Source organism: Pilosibacter sp. YYHA0881 (assembly GCF_051602715.1).
GTDB lineage: Bacteria > Bacillota > Clostridia > Lachnospirales > Lachnospiraceae > Alitiscatomonas > Alitiscatomonas aceti.
In genome coordinates this window covers 1,621,553-1,637,732 of sequence record NZ_CP175657.1, presented here as the reverse complement: position 1 = coordinate 1,637,732, position 16,180 = coordinate 1,621,553, and the positions used below count along the sequence as shown (strand labels likewise).

Here is a 16,180-nt window from a genome sequence, read left to right as displayed (position 1 = left end):
ATTTTTGCGATTAAGCTGTGCGAGAAGCCGGATATTGAAAAAATATAGCATCTGAAAAAGAAGGAATTAAATAGATGAAAGGAGTGAGGATCGGCAGTGTTTCGATATATTATTGACCGAGTGATCGCGTTATTTATCACATTGTTTATTATTGTATCCATTGCCTTTTGTGTTGTCCGCCTGATGCCGGGAAGCGTGTACGATCAGGATGGAGATCTGTCACAGACCGTTATTGATACTTTGAATGAAAAATATCATTTTGATGAGCCCATAATCAAGCAGTACGGCTATTTCCTGAAGAATGTATTCCTCCATGGAGACTGGGGCACATCCATGAAAATGCGTCCCAATGTACCAGTATTTGAGGTCATGAAGGACCGGATCCCGGTAACCTTGCAGATCAATCTGATATCGCTGTTTGCAGCCATACCGATCGGACTTGCAGCCGGAATCGTGGCGGCAATAAAGAAAAATACGATCATCGACCACTTTGTATCATTTATGGTGGTTATCTTCATTTCAGTGCCTTCATTCGTATTTGCCACATGCCTCCAGTATTTTGTGGGATATAAGGCAGGAGCTTTTCCGATCATATACGATGCGTCAGCCACTGGAATGGCAGCACTCCATTCCATGTTCCTTCCTATTTTAGCGCTGATGTTCAGCCCCATCGCCCGTGTTGCCCGTTATTTAAGAGCGGAGCTGGCAGAAACCATGAACTCTGAGTTTATGCTTCTTGCCAAAACAAAGGGCTTAACGTATGCACAGAGCACAATCCGCCATGGCCTCAGAAACTCCATGGTGCCGCTGGCCAATATTATCATTCCGATGTTTGCCAATGTTTTAGGCGGTTCACTGGTCGTAGAAAATATTTTCTCTGTTCCTGGAATGGGAGGTATGATGGTAGACTCCATCAACGCCAGCGACCACATGCTGACCGTGGCGATCCTGGTGTTCTACTCCATGATCTCGCTGATCACAGTCCTTATCGTAGATATTTCCTACGGCATCATTGACCCGAGAGTCAGAATGGGAGGGAAGAAGTAATGGTATTGTATGAAGATAACAAAGCAAAGTATGACGCAGTATCCAAAGACTTGTTCCGTCTGGTACAGAGAGATGAGAAGATCCATGATGTGGAATTTAAGACAAAGCCCATTGGATTCTTCATGGACGTATGGCTGCGGTTTGTAAAAAATAAGGCGTCTGTGATCGCGGCGGTCATCATTCTGATCATTTCGTTTTTTGCCGTGTTCGGTCCGGGCATGAATGAGTACACCTACGATGAGCAGCACACAGAGCTGACCAACATGCCTCCCAAGGTGCCCTTTATCGCAAAAATGAACCTGGGCTTCTTTGACGGCGGCTATACCATGGAAAACCGGAAATACGACAACTTAAACGATCCGGAAAAGTATCCGGAGGGCTGTATCCTGGAGGTCATCAACCCCAGACTGGTCAACGGGGAGCGGATCGTGGACGTGGTCGTGGACTATTATAAGTATAAAGGGCTCAGCGACGAGCAGTGCTTCTGGTTCGGAAGCGACTACCTGGGCCGCGATATCTGGACCCGTATGTGGAGAGGCGCCCGGGTATCCCTGATCATCGCAGTGGTGTCGGTATGCTGCAACGTGTTCATCGGCGTGGTTTACGGCTCCATTTCCGGTTATTACGGCGGAAAGGTGGACATGGTGATGATGCGTATCACAGAGATCATCAACGCCTTCCCCAGGATCGTTGTGGTGACCCTGTTCATCATGGTGTTTGGTACGGGAATGTTCTCCATCATCATGTCCTTAGTCATCAAGGACTGGGTGAGCACGGCCCGTATGGTCCGCTCCCAGTTCTACCGGTTCAAGGGGCGTGAGTACGTACTGGCGGCCAGGACCCTGGGCGTTAAGGATATGGCGCTGATCTTCCGTCATATTCTTCCCAACTCCATCGGCCCCATCATCACCAGCTCCATGATCGCCATCCCAACTGCCATCTTCTCCGAGTCCTTCCTGGCGTACATCGGACTGGGCCTCCAGGCTCCGGAGCCATCCATCGGCGTTATGTTATCCAGAGGGCAGAAGGTGCTTTTACAGTATCCCAGCCAGGTGGTTTTCCCGGCGATCATCATCTCTCTTCTGATGATCTCCTTCAACCTGTTCGGAAACGGCCTGCGGGATGCCTTTGACCCCACATTAAGAGGAGCAGAATAGGAGGAAGAAGATGAAAGATCCAATCTTAGAGGTAAATAATTTGAGAGTCTCCTTCCGTACCTATAACGGAAAGGTCCAGGCCGTCCGCGGCATTGACTTTAAGCTGTTTGAGGGCGAGACTCTGGCCATCGTAGGCGAGTCGGGTTCCGGAAAATCCGTGACCACCAAGGCGATCTTAGGGATCCTTCCCAAAAACTCCATCATTGAGGAGGGGGAGATCCTTTATAAGGGAGACGATCTGACAAAATATAAGGAAAAAGACTTTTATAAGATCCGCGGAAAGGAGATCTCCCTGATCTTCCAGGATCCGCTTTCTGCGCTGAATCCTATCATGAAGATCGGAAAGCAGATCACCGAGGCCCTGGTCTTAAGAGAGCACATGACAAAGGAGCAGGCTAAAAAGCGCGCCATCGAGCTGATGGAAATGGTGGGGATCCCCAGGCCGGAGGAGCGGTTCGAGCAGTATCCTTTCCAGTTCTCCGGCGGTATGCGCCAGCGTATCGTCATCGCCATTGCCCTGGCCAGCAATGCCAGGATCATGATCTGTGACGAGCCCACCACGGCTCTGGACGTGACCATCCAGGCGAAGATCCTGGACGAGATCAAGGAGATCAAAAGAAAACAGAAGCTCTCCGTGATCTTCATTACCCATGATCTGGGCGTTGTAGCCAATATGGCGGACCGGATCTGCGTGATGTATGCCGGAAAGATCGTAGAGGTGGGAACAGCCAGGGAGATCTTTTACAGCCCGGCCCACCCCTACACCTGGGCCCTGCTTTCTTCCATGCCGGATCTGGAGACAAAGGAGCGGCTGTTCTCCATTCCGGGAACGCCGCCCAACATGATCTTCCCGCCCAAGGGCGATGCCTTTGCCGAGCGGAACCAGTATGCTATGCAGGTGGATTTTGAGGAGGAGCCGCCGTTCTTCAAGCTGAGCGACACCCATTACGCCGCCACCTGGCTTCTGCATCCCAATGCACCCAAGGTGGAAATGCCGGAAGCGCTTCAGCACCGGATCGCACGTATGAACAGGAAGGAGGGCGTATAGGATGGAACAGAACGCACAGAAGGAACGGGAGAAGATCCTGGAGATCAAAAATCTCTGTATGGAATTCCCCGCCGGAAAGAAAAAGACCGTAAAGGCCTTAAACAATGTGACCTTCGATATTTATAAGGGCGAAAACTTCGGCCTGGTGGGCGAGAGCGGCTGCGGAAAAACGACCCTGGGCCGTACTCTGATCCGCCTTTACAATCCCACCTCCGGTGAGATCCTGTTCAATGGGAAAAATATTTCCGGAAAGCTTTCAAAGGCGGACCGGGACTATGTCACAAGAAACCTGTCCATGATCTTCCAGGATCCGGTCTCCTCCCTGAATCCCCGTATGACGGTGGAGGAGATCATTGCCGAGGGCCTAAAGACCAGAGGAGAAAAGGATAAGGAGCTGATCCGGAAAAGTGTTTCTTCTATATTAAATAAGGTGGGACTGCTTCCTGAGCACGGCTCCCGTTACCCCCATGAGTTCTCCGGCGGCCAGAGGCAGAGGATCGGCATTGCCCGTTCCCTGGTGGTAAAGCCGTCGGTGATCATCGCCGATGAGCCGGTTTCGGCTCTGGACGTGTCCATCCAGGCCCAGGTCATTAACCTGTTAATGGACATAAAAAAAGAAATGGACTTGACAATTCTGTTCATTGCCCATAATCTTGCAGTAGTAAAGTATTTCTCTGACCGGATCGGGGTGATGCATTTTGGGACCATGGTGGAGCTGGCGGACGCGGATGAGCTGTATGCCCATCCGGTGCATCCCTACACCAAGTCCCTGCTGTCAGCCATTCCCCAGCCGGATCCTGACCGGGAGAAGGACAAGCAGAGGCTTTACTATGATCCTTCCATGCATGATTACTCAAAGGAACAGCCCAGTTTCCAGGAGATCCGGCCGGGTCACTTTGTGTATGCTTCTGATTCCGAGATGGAACAGTACAGGAAGGAATTATAAGAGACAGGAGCAGAAAGAAAATGGGAAAAAATGTATTGAAGACCATTGCCACCGGCGACATGTTCATCACCCGCCGGATCGCAAAAGACGGTTACGAGGGGTTCGAGGAGGTCCGGGACTGCATCATGGAGCATGATGTGAAGTTTTCCAACCTGGAAATGACCTTCCATGACCAGGAGGGATATCCGGCGGCAGAAAGCGGAGGCACCTGGGCCATGATGGAGCCGGGCGCTCTGGACGATATCCAGAGATTCGGCTTCAACCTCTACAACACGGCCAACAACCATTCCGGTGATTACGGCCAGGAGGGCGTCATGGCCACCATCCGCCATCTGAACGAGAGGGATATGGTGTTTTCAGGCACGGGAAAAAATCTGGGAGATGCCTCCAAGGCCTGCTATCTGGAGACCAGAAAGGGAAGAGTGGCGCTGATCAGCGTATCCTCCACCTTCAGCGCGGCTTCCAGGGCCGGCGGCCAGTCCCATCAGATGATCGGACGTCCGGGACTGAATCCCTTACGTTCCTCCACCAGATACCATGTGGATCCGGCCCATTATGAGATGGCCCAGGAGCTGGTGAAGGTAACGAAGGTCAATGCAGAAATGGAATTTGAGATCCGCAACGGATATTTTAACCCGCTGGAGCCGGGGGTCCTTCCCTTTGGAAACGCCGGAATGTTCATTCTGGACGAGAAGAACTGGATCGAGAGCATTCCCAACCAGGAGGACATGAAGCGGATCACCGATGAGATCGCAGAAGCCAGAAAACAGGCGGACGTGGTATTTGTCAGCTTCCACGGCCATGAGACCGACGGCGAGGACACCACCGTTCCGGCCATGTTCCTGGAGACCTTTTCCAGGGCCTGCATCGACGCCGGGGCTCATGCTGTGATCGGCCACGGCCCTCACGAGCTGCGCGGCATTGAGATCTACAAGGGCGGTCTGATCCTGTACAGCCTGGGAAACTTCCTGTTTGAGACGGAGACCGTGAGCCTTCAGCCCTATGACGCCTACATCAACCGGAAGATGCCCCTGGATACAAAGGTGGGAAGCTACATGGATAACCGCAGCAAAAACGGGACCGTGGGCTACGGCGTTCTGGAGAACATCTGGAGAGCTGTCATGGCTGCCTGGGATATGGAGGACGGAAAGATCACCCAGGTACAGCTGTATCCCATCACCCTGGGGCTCCACGATAAGCGTCCCCACAAAGGACTTCCCAGAATGTCCGGAAGCGAGGAGACCTTAAGATATCTCCAGCAGCTCAGTGAGCCCTACGGGACGAAGATCCGCATCGAGAACGGCGTCGGCTATATCGATCTGTAAGGACGGCGCTGGCTGAAAACGGAAAAATTTAGGTACATAAGAGGGACTGCTGCAAAAGAGAAGCTTAGAAGCGACTCTTTTGCGGCAGTTCCTTTTTGCATGGAAAAATACCCCCGCAGTTCCGCAGGCTGATGCATATAACGGAATATTATGCACTTATAACTAATAAATATACAAAAAATTCTTGCAATCCGATTCCATGTAGGATATAATCATGTTAATTTACATGTAGAGAAAACCAAGGTCACTGGCGGCGGAGGAAGACGTATGCCGCCGGCATCCAATGAAACATGCTATGAATAATTATGGAGGGAAAGAAGATGGCAGAGAAAAAATATAAGAAGATCGTGCTTGCATATTCCGGCGGACTGGATACTTCCGTGCTGATCCCGTGGCTGAAGGAAACGTATGGATGTGAGGTCATTGCTGTTTCCGGGGATGTGGGACAGGGAACGGAGCTGGACGGCCTGGAGGAAAAGGCCTTAAAAACAGGCGCTTCCAAGCTGTATATCGAGGATCTGAAGAAGGAATTTGTGGAGGAGTATATCATTCCCACAGTAAAGGCCGGAGCCGCCTATGAGAATTACCTGCTGGGGACCTCCTTTGCCCGTCCGCTGATCGCAAAGCGTATTGTTGAGATCGCGAAGAAGGAGGGAGCCGACGCCATCTGTCATGGCTGTACGGGAAAGGGAAACGATCAGGTACGCTTTGAGCTGGCCATCAAGGCATTTGCCCCTCAGATGGATGTGATCGCTCCCTGGCGTTTCTGGGAGCTGAACTCCAGAGAGAAGGAGATCGCCTATGCAGAGGCCCACAATATCCCCCTGAAGATCACGAAAGAGACCAATTATTCTAAGGATAAGAATTTGTGGCATCTGTCCCACGAGGGCCTGGATCTGGAGGATCCGGCCAACGAAGCGCCTGTGAATAAGCCTGGTTTTCTGGAGCTGGGCGTATCTCCGGAGCAGGCGCCGGATCAGCCCGCATATGTGACCATCCATTTTGAAAAGGGAGTTCCCACCAGCGTAAATGGTGAGGCGATGGACTGTGAGACGGTGATCCAGACCCTCAACAAGCTCGGTGGGGAAAACGGCTGCGGACTGCTGGACGTGGTGGAAAACCGCCTTGTGGGAATGAAGAGCCGCGGAGTTTATGAGACTCCAGGGGGGACCATCCTTTATAAGGCCCATGAAAAGCTGGAGGAGATCACTTTGGATAAGGAGACCCAGCACTATAAACAGCAGCTGGCGCTGAAGTTCGCGGAGCTTGTATACAATGGACAGTGGTATACGCCCCTGCGGAAGGCCATGAGCGCTTTTGTGGATTCCACCCAGGAGACGGTCACCGGAGATGTGAAGCTGAAACTCTATAAAGGAAATATCATCCCGGCGTCTGTGACATCCCCGTACAGCCTCTATTCTTCGGAAATGGCAACCTTTGACGAGGACGACTGCTATGAGCAGGGCGATTCCGCCGGATTTATCAGTCTTTTCGGACTCCCCATCAAGGTACGCGCCATGAATGATGAGGCGTTGGCAGAGAAAACGGGAACGCATTTCCCATCGGTAGAATAAAGGAGAACCTATGGCAAAGTTATGGGCAGCACGGTTTGGAAAAGAAACAGACAGCACTGTCAATGATTTCAATTCGTCTATTTCATTTGACAGCCGTTTATATAAGGAAGATATCACCGGGTCCATGGCCCATGCGGCCATGCTGGGGAAACAGGGGATCATTGAAAACGGAGAGACTGAAAAGATCATAGAAGGTCTGAAGGGGATCCTTTCGGATCTTGAGAGCGGGAAGCTCCAGTTTTCGGAGGAATACGAGGATGTCCATATGAATATCGAGCAGATCCTCACGGAGCGGATCGGGGATGCGGGAAAACGGCTTCATACGGCCAGGTCAAGGAATGATCAGGTGGCTCTGGATCTGCGGCTTTATGTGAAAAAAGAGATCCTGGCCATCAAGGCTCTGGTCCTGGAGTTTATGGAGGCTCTGTGTGCAAGTGCGGAAGAAAACCTGGAGACGGTCATGCCTGGCTACACCCATTTACAGAGAGCCCAGCCGGTGACCTTCGGCCATTATATGATGGCCTATGCCAATATGATGAAGCGGGATGTGGTCCGTCTGGAAAACTGCCTGGAGGGGATGGACGATATGCCCCTGGGATCCGGCGCACTGGCATCCACGACCTATCCCATTGACCGGGATTTTGTGAGGCAGCAGCTGGGCTTTTCCCGGGTGACGGACAATTCCCTGGACGGAGTCTCGGACCGGGATTACTGCATTGAGCTGACCAGTGCGCTGTCGATCTTAATGATGCATATTTCCCGGCTGTCGGAGGAGATCATTGCCTGGTGCTCCTGGGAATTTAAGTTTGTGGAGCTGGACGATGCCTTTTCCACCGGCTCCTCCATCATGCCCCAGAAGAAAAATCCCGATGTCTGTGAGCTGATCCGTGGCAAGACTGGGCGGGTATACGGAGATCTGATGACGCTTTTGACCATGCTAAAGGGGATCCCTCTTGCCTATAATAAGGATCTGCAGGAGGATAAGGAAGCTGTTTTCGATGCCATTGATACGGCAAAGCAGTGTCTGAAGGTACTGACGCCCATGTTTTCCACCATGGAGATCCTGAAGGATAATATGAAAAAAGCGGCATTAAAGGGCTTTATCAATGCCACCGACTGTGCAGATTATCTCACGAAAAAGGGGATGCCCTTCCGGGACGCATACAGGACCGTTGGCCAGCTGGTGGCCCAGTGCGTAAAGGAAGACAAGTCCCTGGCAGATCTGACCCTGGAAGAGTATAAAGAGTATTCGGAGCATTTTGATGCGGATATTTATAGGGCCATCGACCTGGGGACGTGTGTGGCCGGGAGATGCGTCACCGGAGGCCCGGCTCCCAGTGAGGTGGAGCGGCAGATCGGCGTGATCCGTCGGTTCCTGGAGCAAAGAAAATAATAAGAAATAAAACAAAGATCCCGCCCTGTCTGGCACACAGGGCGGGAAATGTTTTTTTGGGGACCTGTCCGATGCAGCTCTGGAAGACAGGAATGAAAATTTCTATACGATGTATGAGATGTAAAGGAAAAAGCTATACCATATGCAAACACTTGATTTCTATTAGCTGTCTGATATAATGAAAAACATTGAGAATATTTGGGAGGAAGAAAAAGTGAAAACGAAGAAGGTACTGGCAGGATTTACTGCGGCTGCGATCGCAGCCAGTATGATAACTGGCTGTGGGTCTGGTGCGAAAACAGAGACAGCGGTAAGCACAGAGGCAGAGACAACGGCGGCCGAAGAGAAGGAAACGACGGCGGCAGAGACGGCACAGGATACGGAAAAGAGGAAAGAGCGGATCCTTACGGTCAGCGGAAACGGGGATTTTGGTTTCCCATCCGTTTATACGATCTCCCCCAAGGGCCAGGGTTATATGACGCTCAGCTATATTTTTGACACGCTGATGTGGAAGGATGAGTCCGGTCTGATCCCCTATCTGGCAGAGGACTATTCTGTGTCTGAGGATGGACTGACCTATACATTCCAGCTGAGAAAGGGCGTATCCTTTACAGACGGCACTCCTTTTACGGCAGAGGATGTAAAGTTTACCTTTGATTATATGAAGGAACATCCCTATAAATGGGTATCCGTGTCCATGGTGGAGGAAGCGTCCGTTGTGGATGAGCATACGGTGGAAATTAAGCTGAATAAGACGTATAATCCGTTTTTGAGCGATGTGGCAGGAAGCCTTCCGATCCTTCCCAAGCATATATGGGAGAATGTGACGGAGCCGGAGACGTTCACAGAGCCGGAGGCGGCAATTTCCACAGGCCCGTTCATCCTGGAAAATTATGATTCGGCAGCAGGAACGTATACGCTTAAGGCAAATGAAGATTACTTCTATGGGGATGTCCAGATCGACAAGCTGGTGATCGCCAATGTTTCCGGAGGCGATTCCAAGGAAGCGCTGTTAAGCGGGGAGATTGCTGCGGCTCCCAATATCAGCTATAAGGCGGCAATGTCCTTAAAGGATTCTCCGGAATACACAGTATTAGAGGGCCCGGGCCTTTCCGTAACAAGACTTTATTTTAATTTTGACGAAGAGGCAATGGCTGTAAAGGAGATCCGTCAGGCCATGTATCATGCAGTCAATCTGGATGAGATCGTAGAGAAGGCTTACGGCGGAGCCGGCTATCCGGGATCTGCCGGCCATGTACAGCCCGGAACGCCCTGGTACAACCCGGACGTCCGTCAGTATGCGTATGATGTGGAGACAGCGAAGAAAATGCTTTCCGAGGCAGGGGCAGCAGACAGCAACGGGGACGGGATCCTGGAATACAACGGAGAAGAGATGTCCTATACGCTGACCTTCACGGAGAATGATGAAAAGCTGGCGGAGCTTTTAGTATCTTATATGAAAGCCGTGGGGATCGAGCTGGTTCCGCAGAGCGCCGATGATGCAACGGTAAAGGCAGCCATCAGCGAAGGAAACTTTGAGCTTGCCTTTAATACCAACGGCTCCTTCGGCGGCGATCCGGTGTTCCTGTCCCGTTTTGCAACAGTCGGCGCAGACGGAGCTCCTTCCGTAACCGGACAGGGCGGAACGACCTGGGAAAGCGAGGAATATAACAGGATCTATAATGAATCCGCAGTGGAGCAGGACGATGCAAAACGTCACCAACAGGTGAACGAACTTCAGGAGATCATCGCAGAAGAGCTTCCCTGTCTGACCTTATACTATAAGAAGGCAGTCGCCGCTTATAACAATACGATTTTTGACGGCTTTTATTATACGCCGGATGGGATCTCCATTGCAGTTCCGTTTATTATGAATAAGCTTGTCTTCGTTTCCGGCCAGTGGAAGGCACAGTAGCGGAGCAGTACAGACGAAAGAGGACTTTTATGAAACGTGGGGGGAAAATGGTTCGGACATACGGACTTTATCTGGTGCTGATCCTGTGCATCAGTTTTTTCCTTCCGCGTTTTTTGCCGGGAAGCCCCCTGTCTGTGCTGGATGAGGCGACGGCTTCCCAGAATATGGAGGCCTTTCCGGATACATTCCGGGAGTATTACGCCCCGGAAAAACCGGAAGCGGTGCAGTTCCTTCTTTATTTAAAACATCTTCTTTCCGGGGATCTGGGCTACTCCCTGACCGGAAAACGGAAGGTCGCAGACATGATCGGGGAAAGTCTTGGATACAGCCTCCTTTTGGCGGGACTTGCGATGACAGTCAGTACGTGCATCGGCGTCTGGTATGGGATGCGGGCAGGGCTTAAGGAAGGGAGCAGTCCGGTACGGCTTTTTCCTCTGATCCTGCTGCAGGCAGTACCTGTCTTTCTTCTTGCAGAGAGCCTGCGGCTTTTGTTCTCCTACCGGCTTTCCTGGTTTCCGTCAAGGGGAGCGTACAGCGTTGGGATGCACCCGTCTTCCGAGGGCTTTCTTCTGGATGTGCTTTACCATATGGTGCTTCCGCTGACGGTCATGATCCTTTCAGAGATCCCCGGTATTGCTGTCTTTACATATAACAGTACGGTGCGGATCAAAAAGCAGCAGTTTGTACGGATGGCCGTTTACTTAAATCTTACGCAGAATATAATTGAAAAAAAATATTTTTTCCGGAATATTCTTCCGGAGATCCTCGGAAAGCTCAGCATCCAGAGTATTTCCTGTGTGGCGGGAACGATGTTTGTGGAGGCGGTTTTTGCATATCCGGGGATCGGAATGCTTCTCCGGACTGCGACGGCCAACCGGGATTACCCGCTGATGCAGGGGATCCTGCTGACTGTCTGTACGCTGGCGCTGGTGATCAACGCCATTTTTGAATTCCTGATCCAGCAGATCTCCAGGAGGTAGGTGAATATGAAAAAAATATGGTCCAGGCTTTCTGCTGTCCAGCGGATCTGTGCAGGGATCTGCATTTTTTATTTTCTTGCAGCAGCTTTCGGCCCCATATTTTCTCCGTTTCCTCCGGATGATTTTTCGTCCCCGGCCCTTCTGCCGCCGGGACGGGTCCATCTTCTGGGAACCGATGAAATGGGGCATGATATTTTTTCCATGGTGCTGAGCGGGTTCCGGTATACCATGCTGTTTTCGCTGACAGCGGCCCTGGGAAGCGTCTCCCTTGGAACGGTGCTGGCGTTTGCCTCTCTTTATTTTCCGAGGATAGGGCGGGGGATCAATCATCTGGCAACGGTGTTTCTGATCATCCCGGATATTCTCTTGATCCTTTTTGTGGCGGCCTTTGCAGCGCCAACCTGTACAAATACCATCCTCAGCATGATATTTTTTTCCTGGCCCCGGGTCTTCCGGATCGCAAGGTCCAGGCTTTCCGCCTGTTTTTCCTCCAATAAGGTAGCATATACCATGCTGATAGGAGGAAATATGTGGGATGTGATCCGGAAGCTGTGGCATGACGGATATCCGGTGATCGGAACGCTTTTTATGATGCAGGCCAGCCGGGCGGTCACCTATGAGACTACGCTGGCATTTTTTGGCTTGGGGGATCCGCTTTTAAAGACCTGGGGAAGGCTGATCCGCAGTGCGTTAAATTATGAAAATTTCTTTTACGACAATACCTGGTGCTGGTATCTGCTCCCGGCAATGATCTGTGTGGTCGTTTATGTGGCGGTACTCTCCGTACTGGTATTTGATGAGGGGAAGGTATGATAGAAATACAGGGACTTTCCATTTTTTATGGAAAAAGAAAGCTGGCCTATCCGGATATTTCCGTAAAAAAGGGGGAGGCAGTGGGCATAGCGGGAAAAAGCGGATGCGGAAAAACATCGCTGTTTTCGTTTCTTTTGGGAGAGCTTCCGGACAGTGCCTTTTCCTATGAGAGGGCAGAGCTTCTTGGACGGGATCTGTCTTTATGGGGGATGGAACGGTTTGAAAAGATCAGCTATATCCCGCAGTTTGCCCAGAGTGCCTTAAACCCCAGGATGAAGGTCTGGGAGCATATAGACGCGGTCCTTTCGGCCTGCGGACGCCGGGGAAGCGGGGAGGCAGAGGAGCTGTTCCAGAAACTGGCTCTTTCAGAGGAGCTTTTTTCCAGATATCCCAGTACGCTGTCCGGGGGGCAGAAGCAGAGGATCGTGATCGCCCTTGCGATGCTAAAAGAACCGGAGCTCCTTTTTATGGATGAGCCGTCCTCTGCCATCGACTTTATCACTCTGCGGCGGATCCTGGAGTACATATGGTCCATTAAAGGAACGACAACGATCCTGATGACGGCCCATCAGCGGCCATTTCTGGAAAAGGCTGTGGACCGGATCGTGGAGCTTTCGGAGGGAGAAAAATGCTGGAAATCAGAAATGTGACAAAAAGCTACGATGAAAAAGCGGTCCTGTCTTCAGTCTGCTTCACGCTTTTGGATGGGGAAAGCCTTTTGCTGGCAGGAGAAACGGGAGGCGGAAAAACAACTCTGGCCCGGATCATCTGTGGGAGCCAATGCCCGGATTCGGGGGAGGTGCTTCTGGATGGAAAACGTCTTTTGGGCACGTATCGGAAAAGGAGCCCAGAGGAGCTGGCAGATATCCAGTATATCTTTCAGGATCCGTACAGCGCCGTTGAGCTCACCAATACGCTTCGCCAGACCCTGGGTGAAACGGAGCGGGTCATGAAACGGCATGGGCGCGGCTGTATTCCTATGGAGGAGGCGCTTTTCCAGACGGCGCCGGAGCTTCTGGGAGATATGGATAAAAAAATGGAGCAGTTTTCCGGCGGTCAGCTTCAGCGGATCTGCATTGCCAGAGCCCTGATCCCCAGGCCGAAGCTTCTGATCACAGATGAGTCTACCTCCATGCTGGATAAGGATGGAGAAGACGAGGTCCTAGACGTCCTTCACCGGCTGAAAAGGGAAAGAAAGGTGAGCATCCTGTCTGTCGTCCACGATATTGACTTTTCAGTGGCCCGCTGGGACCGGATCGCAGTGCTTTTTGGGGGAAGGATCGTTGAGGACCTGCCGTTTGGCCGGTTCTTAGAAGAGGCGGCACATCCTTACAGCCGCCGCCTGATCGAGAGCAGTCTTTTTTTCAGTGAAAAATAAATGGGAGGGGAAAGAAAAATGTCAAAGATCATCACGGTGGATCTGTCCGAGGGGCAGATCGGGGAGAGCGAGTATACCTTTGGACCAGGGAGGGATTACGGCCGGGGGCTGGCCATGCGCCTTTTGAAGGAGCACGTGCCGGATTCCTGCGGACGGCTGGATGCGGAAAATGCGGTCATTTACACACCGGGCCTTTTTACAGGAAACATGGCGCCCAGCGCCACCAGGGGCCTTATCATGTCAAAGGGAGAGGGGAAAAAGGGGCTCTGTGTTTCCAGTATCACCGGAGATTTTCCCCAGAAGCTGGCGTCTCTGGATATAGCATCCATTGTAGTAACGGGAAAATATGAAAAACGGAATGCAGTCATCTTCGTGGATCCGAACGGGGCAGAGCTTATGTGTATGCCGGAGCTTGAGGACCATACGACAGCAGAGATGGTGGATATGCTCAGAAAGCAGTTTGGCGAGGACTGCGCCATCATCGGAACCGGCCAGGCTGCGGACCGTATGATGCCGCTGGCCAGTATTTTCGTGACTTATCCAGAGGGACAGCCAAGATTTTATTGTCCCCGGAGCGGAGTCGGCGATATCCCGGGAAGCAAGGGCCTGCGTGCCGTTGTTTTAAAGGCACAGACATATTTTGGAAGCCCCTGTGTGAACAAAGAGGCGTTTCGTGATACCGGAAAGCGTCTGGCAAAGATCATCATGGACAACGAGATCTGCGGCGGCGCTCTGCCGGGACTGGGCTCCATTACCTTGATCCACCTTTTAAAAAGCCGCCAGGCGGTGCCGGAGGTGGAAAAAAGGAGCAGAGAAGGAGCAGAGACAGCGGAGAAGCAAGGCGGCTGCAGGACCAATTACTGCTGTGCGCCAATGTGCGTCATCGGCTGCTTAAACCGGCACAGTGCAGGGACAGGAGAGGTATTTTCAGCGCCGGAGGAATCCGAAGTACGGGCAGCGCTGACCCAGTGCTTTGGATTTGAAGAAGCGGCCTTTGCAAAGGAGCTGAACCGGCATGGCTTTTCGATCGGCTTAAATACCACAGAATTTGTATATACGGTATCCATGTACTGGAAGGCGACAGGCGAAACGGCCACCAGGGAAAAGGTCCTCTCCATGATGGAAGAGGTGGAGAAGGGAAGCGTACTGGGACGCCTGATCGGCGGAGGGACTGCCGGAGTGGCAGAGCTTTTTAAAGACAGGCCGGATGTGGCAGCTCTTGTTACAAAACCGTCGGTGGTCCAGGAAGAGCAGTTTAAGGTGCATCTGGACAAGCTTTATCCGGAGCTTCAGGATATGGACGATATGGAGCTTCTGTACCGCCAGGTCTTCGTTCTGGAAAACCTGGGCTTCTGTATCTTCTCTTCCTTTGCGCTTCTGAACAACAGAGAGGTCCTGGAGCTTCTGGCACAGATGGCTTCTGACAAGTTCGGGGCCAGGGTCACAGCCCAGGAATTACTCTCTTATGCCGGGGATTGTATTGAACAGGAGACCGCCTACCAGAGAGAGCGGCTGGCCGGGAGCGTTCAGAAAAACATTCCAGAGTTTATCAAGGTTTTGTACCGGTATTTCAGTGAATAAATAACAGATCATTCTTCAAAAGACTGGTCAACAGAAAAAATCCCGCCCTGTCTGGCACACAGGGCGGGAAACGTTTTAAGGGGGACCTGCCAGACGCAACTCTGGCAGGTATGAGTATGAAAAAGCTTTGTGTGTTCAAGTGTAGCACTTGAAACAAAGGCAGGTTATCCTTTCGGATAACGTAATTGTATTATATGGGGTAAATGTGTACAAAGTGTGATTGGAACATAAAAAAATTATAAATATATATAACAGAATATGGTAGATATGGTAAAATATCCGTAAGAATTGCCTGGAGGTTCGTCCGGATGTGTGTCTGGAATGAGCTGCAATGTATGGCATATAGGAAGGGAGAGATACCATGGAAAACATACTGGTGATCGGGATCGCAGGCGGCTCCGGCAGCGGAAAGACGACGCTGACCACCCGGCTTGCGGAGCAGTTCCCGGAAGAGGTGACGGTGATCCGGCATGACGATTACTATAAGCACTACGAGGATCTGACCCTGGAAGAAAGAAAGCTTTTAAACTACGACCATCCCAATGCCTTTGATACGGAGCTTCTGATCCGCCATCTGATGGAGCTGAAGCAGGGACGGCCGGTGGAATGTCCCGTTTATGATTATGCGGTATATAATAGAAGCGGAAGGACCCGGACCATACAGCCGCGGCAGGTGGTGATCGTGGAGGGGATCCTGATCTTTGAAAACCGCAGCCTCTGCGATCTCATGGATATCCGGGTATTCGTGGATACAGATGCAGATATCCGCATCATCCGCAGGATCCAGAGGGATGTGGTGGAGCGCGGCAGGAGCCTGGAATCCGTGATCGGCCAGTATATAAACACGGTGAAGCCCATGCATGAGCAGTTTGTGGAGCCCAGTAAGAGGAACGCCAGCATCATCGTTCCCGAGGGCGGCTGCAACCGGGTGGCCATGCAGATGCTCTTAAGCCAGGTGCGGAGCCACCTGCGGGGGGAGGACTGACCGGGGCCGGGGAAGGCCGGATCGGAAGCCTGCGCGGC

At 51.8% G+C, this 16,180-nt stretch carries 14 protein-coding genes; all 14 read left to right on the top strand.

Features of this window, described 5'->3' with window-relative positions:
- The first annotated feature begins 96 nt into the window (after positions 1-96).
- The 14 genes from ACI6NM_RS07620 (at position 97) to udk (ending at position 16,142) form a co-directional block, all read left to right on the top strand.
- Positions 97-1,047 carry an ABC transporter permease gene (locus tag ACI6NM_RS07620; protein ID WP_022274718.1) on the top strand — a complete coding sequence of 317 codons (951 nt, stop codon included), beginning with the start codon at positions 97-99 and terminating at the stop codon, positions 1,045-1,047.
- The gene (locus ACI6NM_RS07615) at positions 1,047-2,204 is read left to right on the top strand and encodes an ABC transporter permease (protein WP_022274717.1); all 1,158 of its coding nucleotides are present in this window, start codon (positions 1,047-1,049) and stop codon (positions 2,202-2,204) included. Before ACI6NM_RS07620 ends, ACI6NM_RS07615 begins: the two co-directional genes overlap by 1 nt.
- A gap of 10 nt (positions 2,205-2,214) precedes the next feature.
- Positions 2,215-3,252 carry an ABC transporter ATP-binding protein gene (locus ACI6NM_RS07610; protein WP_022274716.1) on the top strand — a complete coding sequence of 346 codons (1,038 nt, stop codon included), beginning with the start codon at positions 2,215-2,217 and terminating at the stop codon, positions 3,250-3,252.
- Position 3,253: 1 nt separating this feature from the next.
- On the top strand, positions 3,254-4,198 hold the full coding sequence (locus ACI6NM_RS07605; RefSeq protein ID WP_022274715.1) for an ABC transporter ATP-binding protein: 945 nt from the start codon (positions 3,254-3,256) through the stop codon (positions 4,196-4,198).
- 20 nt (positions 4,199-4,218) lie between these two features.
- Positions 4,219-5,523, top strand: coding sequence for a CapA family protein (locus tag ACI6NM_RS07600; RefSeq protein WP_158359235.1), 1,305 nt, complete (start codon positions 4,219-4,221; stop codon positions 5,521-5,523).
- Between the two features lie 320 nt (positions 5,524-5,843).
- Entirely contained in the window at positions 5,844-7,097 is a 1,254-nt protein-coding gene (locus ACI6NM_RS07595) for an argininosuccinate synthase (protein ID WP_262426797.1), read from the top strand.
- Positions 7,098-7,107: 10 nt separating this feature from the next.
- Positions 7,108-8,490: an argininosuccinate lyase gene (argH, locus tag ACI6NM_RS07590; protein ID WP_262426796.1), complete on the top strand. Its 1,383-nt coding sequence runs from the start codon at positions 7,108-7,110 to the stop codon at positions 8,488-8,490.
- Between the two features lie 214 nt (positions 8,491-8,704).
- On the top strand, positions 8,705-10,405 hold the full coding sequence (locus ACI6NM_RS07585) for an ABC transporter substrate-binding protein (protein WP_262426795.1): 1,701 nt from the start codon (positions 8,705-8,707) through the stop codon (positions 10,403-10,405).
- Between the two features lie 29 nt (positions 10,406-10,434).
- Positions 10,435-11,385, top strand: coding sequence for an ABC transporter permease subunit (locus tag ACI6NM_RS07580; RefSeq protein ID WP_438501086.1), 951 nt, complete (start codon positions 10,435-10,437; stop codon positions 11,383-11,385).
- A gap of 6 nt (positions 11,386-11,391) precedes the next feature.
- The gene (locus ACI6NM_RS07575; RefSeq protein ID WP_262426793.1) at positions 11,392-12,198 is read left to right on the top strand and encodes an ABC transporter permease; all 807 of its coding nucleotides are present in this window, start codon (positions 11,392-11,394) and stop codon (positions 12,196-12,198) included.
- Positions 12,195-12,848, top strand: a complete 654-nt coding sequence (locus tag ACI6NM_RS07570) for an ATP-binding cassette domain-containing protein (protein WP_262426792.1) — start codon at positions 12,195-12,197, stop codon at positions 12,846-12,848. Before ACI6NM_RS07575 ends, ACI6NM_RS07570 begins: the two co-directional genes overlap by 4 nt.
- A complete protein-coding gene (locus ACI6NM_RS07565) occupies positions 12,827-13,576 on the top strand; it encodes an ABC transporter ATP-binding protein (protein WP_262426791.1) in 750 nt (249 codons plus the stop codon). Before ACI6NM_RS07570 ends, ACI6NM_RS07565 begins: the two co-directional genes overlap by 22 nt.
- 18 nt (positions 13,577-13,594) lie before the next feature.
- Positions 13,595-15,157, top strand: coding sequence for an aldehyde ferredoxin oxidoreductase N-terminal domain-containing protein (locus tag ACI6NM_RS07560; protein ID WP_262426790.1), 1,563 nt, complete (start codon positions 13,595-13,597; stop codon positions 15,155-15,157).
- A 361-nt stretch (positions 15,158-15,518) separates the two neighbouring features.
- On the top strand, positions 15,519-16,142 hold the full coding sequence (udk, locus tag ACI6NM_RS07555; protein WP_262426789.1) for a uridine kinase: 624 nt from the start codon (positions 15,519-15,521) through the stop codon (positions 16,140-16,142).
- The last annotated feature ends 38 nt before the right edge of the window (positions 16,143-16,180 follow it).